This window comes from Methylobacterium sp. J-067, from assembly GCF_022829465.1.
Classification (GTDB): Bacteria; Pseudomonadota; Alphaproteobacteria; order Rhizobiales; family Beijerinckiaceae; genus Methylobacterium; species Methylobacterium litchii.
Map to the genome: position 1 here is coordinate 128,910 of NZ_JAKSXZ010000101.1, position 10,390 is coordinate 139,299.

13 protein-coding genes and 1 tRNA gene are annotated in these 10,390 nt (G+C 62.3%); 4 read left to right on the forward strand and 10 right to left on the reverse strand.

The genetic code is table 11. The annotated features are described in order from the left end of the window. Positions 1-62 precede the first annotated feature (62 nt). From MKK52_RS12820 to cobU, 3 genes are read right to left on the reverse strand one after another with little or no spacing between them, the layout of a single operon-like run. On the reverse strand, positions 63-1,505 hold the full coding sequence (locus MKK52_RS12820; RefSeq protein WP_243954278.1) for a cobyric acid synthase: 1,443 nt from the start codon (positions 1,503-1,505) through the stop codon (positions 63-65). A 29-nt stretch (positions 1,506-1,534) separates the two neighbouring features. Next, positions 1,535-2,137, reverse strand: a complete 603-nt coding sequence (cobO, locus tag MKK52_RS12825; RefSeq protein ID WP_243954280.1) for a cob(I)yrinic acid a,c-diamide adenosyltransferase — start codon at positions 2,135-2,137, stop codon at positions 1,535-1,537. Beyond that, entirely contained in the window at positions 2,134-2,661 is a 528-nt protein-coding gene (gene cobU, locus MKK52_RS12830; RefSeq protein WP_243954282.1) for a bifunctional adenosylcobinamide kinase/adenosylcobinamide-phosphate guanylyltransferase, read from the reverse strand. Before cobU ends, cobO begins: the two co-directional genes overlap by 4 nt. 88 nt (positions 2,662-2,749) lie before the next feature. Here cobU and MKK52_RS12835 point away from each other — a divergent pair. Then, a tRNA-Glu gene (locus MKK52_RS12835) sits at positions 2,750-2,825 on the forward strand. 252 nt (positions 2,826-3,077) lie between these two features. On the opposite strand, the gene MKK52_RS12840 is transcribed toward MKK52_RS12835, so the two are convergent. The 3 genes from MKK52_RS12840 to MKK52_RS12850 are packed head-to-tail and all read right to left on the reverse strand — an operon-like array spanning position 3,078 to position 4,299. Then, a complete protein-coding gene (locus MKK52_RS12840; RefSeq protein WP_243954284.1) occupies positions 3,078-3,263 on the reverse strand; it encodes a hypothetical protein in 186 nt (61 codons plus the stop codon). Beyond that, positions 3,254-3,685 (reverse strand): hypothetical protein, encoded by a 432-nt coding sequence (locus tag MKK52_RS12845; protein ID WP_243954286.1) that lies wholly within the window; start codon positions 3,683-3,685, stop codon positions 3,254-3,256. The genes MKK52_RS12840 and MKK52_RS12845 overlap by 10 nt, the downstream gene beginning before the upstream one ends. Beyond that, the gene (locus tag MKK52_RS12850; protein WP_243954288.1) at positions 3,685-4,299 is read right to left on the reverse strand and encodes a hypothetical protein; all 615 of its coding nucleotides are present in this window, start codon (positions 4,297-4,299) and stop codon (positions 3,685-3,687) included. The genes MKK52_RS12845 and MKK52_RS12850 overlap by 1 nt, the downstream gene beginning before the upstream one ends. 282 nt (positions 4,300-4,581) lie before the next feature. On the opposite strand from MKK52_RS12850, the gene MKK52_RS12855 reads away from it, so the two are divergent. From MKK52_RS12855 to MKK52_RS12865, 3 genes are all read left to right on the forward strand, one after another. Then, positions 4,582-4,800 (forward strand): multiprotein-bridging factor 1 family protein, encoded by a 219-nt coding sequence (locus MKK52_RS12855; RefSeq protein ID WP_243954310.1) that lies wholly within the window; start codon positions 4,582-4,584, stop codon positions 4,798-4,800. 453 nt (positions 4,801-5,253) lie between these two features. Then, positions 5,254-5,799 carry a hypothetical protein gene (locus MKK52_RS12860; RefSeq protein ID WP_243954290.1) on the forward strand — a complete coding sequence of 182 codons (546 nt, stop codon included), beginning with the start codon at positions 5,254-5,256 and terminating at the stop codon, positions 5,797-5,799. Positions 5,800-6,431: 632 nt separating this feature from the next. Beyond that, complete coding sequence (locus MKK52_RS12865) at positions 6,432-6,722, forward strand: hypothetical protein (RefSeq protein WP_243954292.1); 291 nt, start codon at positions 6,432-6,434, stop codon at positions 6,720-6,722. Between the two features lie 4 nt (positions 6,723-6,726). Here the strand turns inward: MKK52_RS12865 and MKK52_RS12870 are convergent, their stop codons facing one another. From MKK52_RS12870 to MKK52_RS12885, 4 genes are all read right to left on the reverse strand, one after another. After that, positions 6,727-8,757 carry a phage tail tip lysozyme gene (locus MKK52_RS12870; protein ID WP_243954294.1) on the reverse strand — a complete coding sequence of 677 codons (2,031 nt, stop codon included), beginning with the start codon at positions 8,755-8,757 and terminating at the stop codon, positions 6,727-6,729. A 13-nt stretch (positions 8,758-8,770) separates the two neighbouring features. Beyond that, positions 8,771-9,025, reverse strand: coding sequence for a hypothetical protein (locus MKK52_RS12875; protein ID WP_243954296.1), 255 nt, complete (start codon positions 9,023-9,025; stop codon positions 8,771-8,773). After that, positions 9,015-9,995: a baseplate hub protein gene (locus MKK52_RS12880; RefSeq protein ID WP_243954298.1), complete on the reverse strand. Its 981-nt coding sequence runs from the start codon at positions 9,993-9,995 to the stop codon at positions 9,015-9,017. The genes MKK52_RS12875 and MKK52_RS12880 overlap by 11 nt, the downstream gene beginning before the upstream one ends. 8 nt (positions 9,996-10,003) lie before the next feature. Continuing rightward, positions 10,004-10,390, reverse strand: a 387-nt coding sequence (locus MKK52_RS12885; protein WP_243954300.1) for a hypothetical protein, incomplete at its 5' end; no start/stop codon positions are given.

Genomic DNA, 10,390 nt, shown 5'->3' on the forward strand with positions numbered 1-10,390 from the left:
CGGAGCGATGACCCGTCGCGTCGTGCGGGCCTATTACTCAGAGTATATAGCGCAAGCCTGGCCTAGCGCGCGAGGGCGAGCAGCCGGTCGCAATCGACGTGGGTCTCGATGTGTCGCGCGAGCCGGTCGAGGGCCGCCTCGACCCCGGCCTCGTAGGAGGCGCCGAGGCGGCGCGCCCCGAACCGCGCGAGCCACGCCCCGCGCTGGGCGTCGTCGGCGAAGAACCCATGGACGTAGGTCCCGCTGACGAGCCCGTCCGCCGAGACCGCCCCGTCCGGCCGCCCGTCCGCGAGGCGCAGCAGCGGCCGCGCGGCGTCGGGCCCCGCCGTGTCCCCGACATGCATCTCGTAGCCGGTGAAGGGCAGGCCGTCCGTCAGGGTAGTGCCGGCGACGCAGGCGAGGCGCTTGTCGGCGGTGAGCACGGTCTCGACGTCGAGGAGGCCGAGGCCGGGCACGTCGCGGGGCGGCCCCTCGATCCCGTGCGGATCGCGGATCCGGCGCCCGAGCATCTGGTAGCCGCCGCACAGGCCGAGGACGTGGCCGCCCCGGCGCCGATGGGCGCGGAGGTCGACGTCCCACCCTTCCGCCTGCAGGAAGAGCAGGTCGTCGATGGTGGTCTTCGATCCCGGCAGCAGGACCAGGGCGGCCTCGGCGGGAATCGTCTCCCCCGGCCGCACCAGCACCACCCGCACGCCGGGCTCGGCGCGCAGGGGATCGAGGTCGTCGAAGTTGCTGATGCGCGGCATCACCGGCACCGCGATGGTCACGGCGCCCTCCCCCGTCGCCTCGGAGCCGGCGAGGCCGAGCACGTCCTCCGCCGGCAGCCGCGCGGCCTCCGGCAGGTGCGGCACGAGGCCCAGGGCCTCCCAGCCGGTGCGCTCGGCGATGAGGCGCATCCCGTCCGCGAACAGCGAGGGATCCCCCCGGAAGCGGTTCACGAGGAAGCCGGCGATCATCGCCGCGTCCTCCGGGTCGATCACAGCCTTCGTGCCGACGAGGCTCGCGATGACCCCGCCCCGGTCGATGTCGCCGACGAGGATCACGGGCGTATCGGTGGCGCGGGCAAAGCCCATGTTGGCGATGTCGCCGGCGCGCAGGTTCACCTCCGAGGCCGAGCCCGCGCCCTCCACGAGGACGAGGTCGGCCTCCGCCCGCAGGCGGCCGAAGCTGTCGAGGACGGAGGCCATCAGCCGGGGCTTCCAGCCCTGGTAGTCGTGGGCCTTCACGGTGGCGACCATCCGCCCCTGCACCACGACCTGCGAGCCGATCTCGCTCTGCGGCTTGAGGAGCACCGGGTTCATGTGGACCGAGGGCGGCACCCGCGCCGCCCGCGCCTGCAGCGCCTGGGCGCGGCCGATCTCGCCGCCGTCGGCCGTGACGGCAGCGTTGTTCGACATGTTCTGCGGCTTGAATGGGCGGACCCGCAGGCCCCGGTCGGCGAAGGCGCGGGCGAGGCCCGCCACGATCAGCGACTTGCCGACATCGGAGCCGGTGCCCTGGATCATCAGGGCGCGGGGGGAAGGGGCCGTGGCGCTCAGAACTCGATCCCCTCCTGCGCCTTCACCCCGGCGGCGAAGTGGTGCTTCACGCTGCCCATCTCGGTGACGAGGTCGGCGGCCTCGATCAGCGCCGGCTTGGCGTTGCGCCCGGTGACGACGACGTGCAGGTCCGGCCGCCGCGCCCGCAGGACCGTCACGACCTCCGCGAGGTCGAGGTATTCGTAGCGCAGCGCGATGTTCAGTTCGTCGAGGACGAGGAGGCGGAGGCCGGGATCGGCCATGAGCCCGGTCGCGACCTCCCAGGCGTGGCGGCAGGCGGCGATGTCGCGCGCCTTGTCCTGCGTCTCCCAGGTGAAGCCCTCGCCGAGGGTGTGCCACGCGACCCGCTCGCCGAAGGCGGCGACGGCGTGGCGCTCGCCCGTGTCCCAGCCGCCCTTGATGAACTGCACCATCCCGACCCGCCAGCCGCGCCCCAGCGCCCGGAGCATCAGCCCCAGCGCCGCCGTGGTCTTGCCCTTGCCGGGGCCGGTGTTCACGATGAGCAGGCCCTTCTCGATGGTCTTGGCGGCGACCTCGGCATCCTGCACGGCCTTGCGCTTCTCCATCTTCTCGCGATGGCGGTCGGCGTCGTCGGTCATGGGGCGGCTCCGGGTTTCACGATGAGGGGCAGGCCGGCGACGGTGAGGACCACGCGGTCGGCGCGGGCGGCGAGGCGCTGGTGCAGGCGGCCGGCCTCATCGCGAAAGCGGCGGGCGAGCGCGTTGTCCGGGACGATGCCGAGGCCGACCTCGTTCGAGACCAGCACGACCGGCCCCGGCGCGGCGGCGCAGGCGGCCTCCAGCCGGTCGGTCGCGGCGGCGACGTCGGCCTCGCCGAGGATGAGGTTGGTGAGCCAGAGGGTGAGGCAATCGACCAGCACCGGCCCCGGCGCGGCGGCGACGGCCTCCGGCAGGGCGAGGGGCACGTCCTGGGTGATCCACCCCGCCCCGCGCCGGGCGCGATGGTGGCCGACGCGCTGGGCCATCTCGTCGTCCCAGATCTCGGCGGTGGCGAGGTAGAGCCAGGGGGCGGGGCAAGCCATGACGAGCGCCTCGGCGTGGGCGCTCTTGCCGGACCGGGCGCCCCCGAGGACGAGGGTGAGGCGGGGTGGAGGGGGCGACATGCCCCCTCTTCGCCCGAACTTCACCGCCGGTCAAAACCGGCGGTTGCCCCCGGCCGATCATCCGACTATAGAACCCCAGCCCGCGCGAGCGCCCTTCGTCTAGCGGTCCAGGACGTCGCCCTTTCACGGCGAAAACACGGGTTCGATTCCCGTAGGGCGCGCCAGCGGTGCCTAAGCAAAATTACACAGCCTTTGCATTGATTTAGCTTCCTTCGCGGACGTATTTCCAACGCTGGTTCGGCTAGTGTCGGCGACCAGCGTGTCCAACAAATGTCCTATATGCCCACCTAGACAGTGGTGGACTCTACCGCCCGCACCGGATGCGCGAGCGACGTTCAAGAGGCCCGGCTGGGCTCTGCGGAAAGTGGCTCAACTTCAGCCAGTTTTGGACCGCGCGAGCGGCCGGGCCGGGTAGGCTATTGAGGTAGCGACAGGAACGGCGGCAGGTCTGCGCGAGCCGCGAAGGCGTCAGCCAACACGATCCGCGCCCGCGACCGCGCTTGTGCGGCCTCGGCCCCATCCAGCATCATGTCGGCCCGCGCCACTTCAAAGCGGGCTTGCCGAACATGATAGAGGGCGAGCAACGCATAGATCATGCGCATAGCGTGCCCTCCATCAGGTGATGCAATTCCAGCAAAAGCGCGTTGGACATGTCGTCTATGTAGACGTGCTCAGACTTCGCTTTGCTGCCTACCTCCGCTTGCAAGTCCTCCACGGGCCACAAGCGAAGCACGCACGCCGCTTTCGCCAAAATGTCCGACAGGTTGCGCGAGGGAAACGCGAGGACCTTCACACGCATTGCGCCGGCAGTGCCGACAAACTGAGCGTGCAGGACGTACTCGCAGTTTTCGTCGTCCAAGTAGGCGTTGAGCAAGGCGTTCGTCCGGTCGTGCTCCACAATCAGAGCGGCGAGTTCGGGTGACACGCCGGTCGGAAGCTTAAGGCCAGCACCCTTCGCCGGCAGTGCGGCCAGCGATGCGGCAGCGAGAGCGCCGAGGGCGACGCGACGGGTTGAGGCACCCATTAGCGCCTCCCCCACGGCTGCACGTTGTAGACGTTGCTGTTCGGACCCGCGACCTGGATAGAGCCACGCTGACGCGGGCGCCGCAGGTTGCGCAGCCGATCCTTCACCGCCGTCAACGCGGCGCCCGGATCGCGCCACAGACCGTCTTGCGTATGAACGCGGGAACCACCGTCAACCTCTCGGTCCTTGCGGTCGCCCTTGTCCCAGCCCTTTTGCGACTGTTCGCAGCCGGCGGCGGTCCCGCCGAGGCTGCCGAGAGAGGGTTCGCCCTCATCCGTGCCGTTGGCGAAGCACGCATCAACGGTGATGCCGCACAAGGACGGCTCCTTGTCCGTTTCTTCGTCGTGCGGCTGATCTACTACCTCTTGTTCGCAGTCATCCGTACCGCTTTGGCACCACCCTAGGAGCCCATCCGTAGAGCCGAGCGACGGCTCGTGATCGCCGTTGTCTTCAAGATCGGGATCGCCCGCCAGCGCGTCCAACAAGGCAATGTCCGCCTCGATCCTGTCGGCGATGCGACGGCGCAAATCGCTAACGTCCGCTGGCAGATGCGAAATGATCTCGCTTTTGCCCTTTGGTTCGGCCGCCCGCATAGCGCGGATGGCTAGGGTCACGGGGCCCGGCGGCTGACCGAACCCCCGCTTTAATAAGGGGGCAACGCCGTTGGACTGGGGTAATAAGGGCGCACGTGTGCTATGAGCGCGAACAGCCATTGACTGCACTCCAGATGCGGTTGGTGGTCAGGCCTGGCGGGAGGCTCCTACCCCTCTCGTCGGGCCGTTTAGCTTGTGCTTCTGTGCCAAGCTGATAGAATGGCTACTACAGAACGCCGCAGGGCGTCAAGCACAATAGTAGCAGGGCTATCATCCGTGCCACTGACGGTCGTTCAATGCCGGATGGCGCGAGCTGCGCTGGGCCTCGGTATCCGCGAATTGGCGACGATGGCTCAAGTCTCGCCAAACACCGTATCCCGGTTCGAGCGAGGTGAGGCGCTGTATGGCCGAACCGTCGATGCTCTTCGGGCGGCACTCGAAGCGTCTGGCGTCATCTTCATCGAGGAGAACGGTGAGGGGCCAGGAGTGAGGTTAAAAAAGTTGAGGGCTGATGCCGGATGAGCTGCCTCAGCGGCGTGGCAAAATGATCACGCGTCCTGTCGAAGTCACAAGTTGCTGACTATGTTAGGCGGGCAATGACGAAAGGCGGACAGGCTGCCGGCTGGTGCTACGGTAGGGTGTTGACGCCATGTTCTCCAAGATGCACCCTTATCCGTCCCAAGCCGCGCTGAACAAGCTAGCGGCATGGGCGTTTCTGCTCTTTCGGCAGACCACAAGGGCGGAGCCGATGCCCTCGGCGCTTACGCCCACACAGGAGGACGAGATGGCAGGATCCGCTGGAAGGCGCGATACGTTTTTCGTTCGGCCGAATGATGGCATCAAAATTTCTGATCGTCAGCAGTCAGCGCTCCGGGTCGAAACTTTGACGCTGCCGAGCGGCCAGAGAGTGCACGCACTTGAACGCCGCGTTTTTGACAAAGCCATCAAAGACGCAATGCCGCCCCGGAAGTAAACATGGACTCATCCAGGGCGAAGAATGCTGGCGGGGCTCCATTAACGGCAGATATTCCGCCGCCCGCCGTTAATGATAGATACATCCACAGCGACGTTTTTGAGCGATTGGTTCTGGAGTCCGGTGATCTGGCCGGGCTTGTTGCCTATGGCTATTATCAACAGAGAAAGCGTCAGTGGATTGACGCATGTAAAGCCAAAGGCGCGCCTCCGACCGAACAACAAATCAAAGATTTTGCCTTCGGTTTTCAAGAAGATCAATTGAAGGCGCTTAAGTCCGAAGCGGAAGGAACGTTATTTCGGTTCGGTGAGTCGATGATCGAGTCTCGCATGGCAGACATGCAAGAGACAGTCTACAATGCCAAGACGACGGAAGAGCTGACAAAATTAAAATCAAAGATTGAGCATATCAGCGGATACAAACATCACATCGTTGGCCACGTTGTAGGCTTTGTGGTCCTGCTATTCCTGGCATTCACATTCAATTACATCATCACCTATGAGCCGCATATCGCGGGCTATTTTTCGAAAAATCAATCTGCGCACTGATATCTTGGACTTGCGTGCAAAGAGTTGTCGCCATGGGATACTTCCAAGACGCACTCGGACGAGTAAAAAATCTCAGACGTGAAATGGCTTGTCCAAATCCAAAATGCCTTAATTATCTTTCCAAGTGGGATTTGCGCCGTCGATATGCCTCTGGAAATGACAAAATAGATTGTCCTAAATGCAGGCATGTCTATCCCGCCGTATCATGGCGCACTCAGGCCTTGGTTAGCAGTTCCTTGAGCACACTTCAGAAGGAGTTGGACAGGAACCGCAGGAATCTTGGGCAATAATAAAATGCCTTAGTTTGGTTGATCTGTAATTTGTTCGGCTTCTGCATCTTTGGCTTTCTTGCGATTGTTCTATTGCCATGCGCACAGCCCTCGCCGCCTTGATCCTCTCAACCGCTACGGTGCCGACATGGGCTGCCCCCGCCCCGCAAAAAGTCTGCTCAGCAGCGTTTACTGCCCTGTGGTCTAATAACCGAGAAGCTGCGCTAAGCCAGTTGCCCAAGCAACCCTGCTGGATGCGTAGTCCCACGGGGGGCTATGTCTGCTACCGCGACGGCTGTGTGCGCGGACACGTCTACCTGAATGCCGAGTAGCAGGCGGTTAACCTCAGATCGAGCACAACCCATGCGCGCCGCCTTCCTCGTCCCCGTCGTCATCGCCATGCTGGCCGGGCCGGCATTGGCAACGCCCCTTGGCTCATCGGACGTGCAAGGGCTCATCCGCGAATACAACGCCGCGAATGCCCCCTGCCGCTCAACAGATGGCACGCGGGCGACACAAATTGCATGTGATCGCCGTGCCGCTTATGCCCTTCGATTAGACCAAATGGGATGGTGTTTGGGAAAGCAGAGTGATGCCGGCGCGCAAATGCGCTGGCACCGCTGCACTTTCGACTCCCTCCATTTTGGCGACTAGCCAATCAGACCACGGCACTTTGAGCATTTGCCAGCGCCAAACCGTGCATACGGCCGAACGCCGACTCCATCACCTTTGCTGCTTCCTTTGGCCGATCTGTTCCCGTGATCGTGGTGGTGTTGTTAATCGTCTGGTGCACGGTGCGGTTTGAGGTTGAGTTGTTCGTCGTGGGGCTGGCTGCGTCTGTAGCCGGCCGCATAAGGTTGTGTACGTCGATATTGTTGGGGTCGAACCCGCCGGGCGTCATATTGGGGCGGGACATAGATGGCACTGTAGGACTGGCAGCCGGGCCGCCCGCACGGTCATAAGCTTCGCGGGCGCGCTGCGCATAGCCGAACCGACTGCCATATGCTTTGACGCCTGCACCCTCGAATGACCTTTCGAAAGCAATCATTTTGTCTTGATAAGATCGCGCATTCTTCAGATCGGAAACGGACGAACTATGGGTGTTTTCCAATTCCCATTTAAGAAAGCCATAGTTGGCCTCATCACTTCGAATGTCGAGATTGTTATCTTTTGCGTACTTGTAGAAGCGCCGCTTGCGCTCCGGGTCCGTCCACTGAGCCCAACCCCTGCCAGGACCGTTGCCCCCTTCCTCAAAGGCAGTGAACCCCGCAGACTCGTGGCCTAGATTGCCGAGCACGATGCTCGCTTCGTCCTTGGACAGGCCAAAATCCGCCATCAGCCGTCTCATCACGCCCGGCGCCTTTGACGCGAAGGTGCGGCCTGCAATGCTGCTTTGATCGCCGGGGCGCGGGGTCATGTCCTCATCACCGCCAAATCCAAGGCCCCGCCTTACAGCGTTGTAGCCTCTACGCAGCCACCCCGGCCCCCCGCCGCCGCCTTCCGTCTCAAGCTGATTGATGCCGGAAATCAGGCGGCTTTGATCTCCCCAAGGGGTACGGGTGCCAGACAGGCGCTCGACAAGCCCAAGCACTTTGGAGACGCCGGCCGCGATCAACTCAACTGCGCGGGCGACACGCTCAACTCTCTCCGCGAAGTTATCCCAACGCTTCATCAAGAGGTCGCCACCGGACCCCATAATCCATTCGCCAAATTCCTCAGCCTTTTTGGCGACCCATTCCAGCGCTTGCGAAATACCCTTCAGGATCTGCTCAATGCGCTCTGGATTTGCGGCGACCCAATCGTTGAACTTCTTAATGATGGCTTCCAGCGCGGGCGCAAGGCTCACCATCAGCTTGTCGGTCAGAGCGGAGGCGGTCGCCTGCAACTTCGTCAGCGACCGCCAGAAAGACTGCGAGGCTTCCGTTGCCTGCTGCGAGTCCACGCCAAGCGCGTGAGTAGTGCGGTTGTACTCGCTGCGATACTCGCGGATTTGCCGGATGTGATCCGTGACGAGTTTGTAATCCTCCTCGTTGATCCCGAGCATTCCGGCCTCGCGAGAGCCGACCTGATAGGGATGCTTCGACAACGCCTCAATCGTGTTGAGGTAGACGTCGCCCATATCCTTTGAGGTATCGACCCCGAGGCCCTTCACAAAGCTCTTGAGACCGTCGTTGCCCCGTAGAGATTGAGCGAACCTTTCGACGGCACCCACCGCCTGCTGCGCCGAACCGCCGGTCTGCTTGAAGGCATAGCCAAGGGAATTGAGGCTCTGAACCGAAGCACCCGTCCGCTGCGACACGAACCCAAGGTTGTCGAAGGCGCTCGTCACTTTGTTGACGGCGTAGGTGATGGCTGTAGCGGCTGCCGCTGCGGCTAAAGCCGCTCTATTCAGTCCAGCGACGAATTCCTTATGGCGCTCCTCACGCTTGCGCGCAGTCTCCTTTTCAGACTTCTCGCGATCCTGTGCTTCGGCGAGGGCAGCGCGAGCTTCCTTCAGTCGCGTCTCGCGCGTCAGCTTCGCAATCTCCTCCTCGGTCTTGGCGCCCTCCCAGCGAGCATCTTCAATCCGCTTCTCGGCCTCTTTCACCGCGCGTTCATAGTCCGCCAAGGTCTTTTTAGCCTCCGCGAAAGACGATTTGTCTACGTCAAACCCGAGAGCTACGGCGAAAGCCTGAAGAACGTCCTTCATTGCCCAACCTCGATCAATGTATGGCGTCTAGGTCAAAATGACCTTGCAACCTATTGTAAACGGATAAGATCATCGCAGTAAGTCTTTCGACGCCTTCCTCTGTCAGTCCATCAGCGCCGACAAAGCGGACCAATACAGAGACGGCGACCGACTGAATTGTATCATCATCCGCAGTATATCCGCGATGGCTCAGCGCCTCGGCTACGCCGCCAACTGCCGCCTCGAAGGCTGGTGAGGCGAGAAAAATCTTTTCAGGATCAATTGCCATTGTTCGGTGTCCCGATGCCGCGCGCCGCGAGGGCCGGACTAATTGAGCCGGCCGACAGTGCGACGCCGACGAACGATGTGAAGAATGGTTCGCCGCGCGTGTCACCTACGTGGCCCACCACAAAGATTTTGTAGAGACCATCAGCGGCCAGTCCGAATTGATTTAGCTGCGCGTTATTTGGCGCTCCGGTAATACTAGGGTCAAATTCCGCTGCTTGAATAGACCTTTCGTCAATTTTGACGGCGCAGCCTACAACTATATTGCCATTTAAAAGGCACTGTCCCTCAATGCCTTGGATTGTCTGTACAGCAAGTCCAACAAGCCCCGTGTCACGGTTCAGAACGATAGCTCCACCCGGCAACGCCTTCTTGTTGTCGAGAAGTTGTACCTTTCCGTTTTGTATAGACCACGAGGTGCCGGTCGCCATGCACAACTCGCGCATGTGCTGTTTGATGTTGCCGAACATCGCGGCCCCGCGCGGGAACTTTGTTTTCGTCAGAGCTGCTTCCGAGACAAAGCCAAGCACCAGTTTCGGGTCGATCTGCTTCATTGCGGCGAAGCACGCCTGAAATCGGTCGAGGTGTGTGTGACCCTGTGAGAGCGTCTGATTGACGACTGCATAGTTGCGGGGCTCGTTGCCATCCGTCGCCAGGATCGCCAGCACCGTGTCGGTGACGTCAACCCGCAGATTACGGGTCTGCATGATCTGGCCTTTGAACAGAACGTACTTTGGTCCCGAAACATATCCGGCGGACACAGTGACTGTCTTGCCTCGATAGAATGCCGGCGCAGTGCTGCTCTTGGTGAGGTTGTAAATTCCGATCCGCGCCACGTTGGGTGTTGAGGCGTCTTTCTGAGTAATCTCGAAGGTAATGCGCAGCCCCTGCCCGCCGTTCTCGTCGCCGGTATAAGTGAAGGTCTTGCCGCCTTCGATCTGCACGGAGACGGTGCGAAGGTATTGCTGGGTCATAGCGCGCTCTAGCTGCCGCTGCCGGCCAGCGGGCGCGGCTGAATTGTGTAGGTGAAGGCGCGGTCGCACCGGAGCCGGCCCTTGATCGTGCGCGGCGACAAGGGAGCGAAGTCGCCCTCAGTAATCTTGGCCTGCACCGCGCTCGTGCCGATGATGCCGACCTTGTGCAGCGCCCGTTCCGGTGCCGAAAAGTCGCCTTGCAATGCTTGCCGAACACCGGCTGCTAGAATTTGAGCAGCAGCGTCACAAATGCTCTCTACACCCGGAAAGAGATGCGGGCGCGCCGGCAAGTTCTTCTCCGGCTGGCCATATTCAAACAGGTAGCCAAGAGCCGCGTTATTTATCGGTTTCTCGCCCTTTTCGCCGGGGTGCATACTCTCGGCGGGAATGCCAAT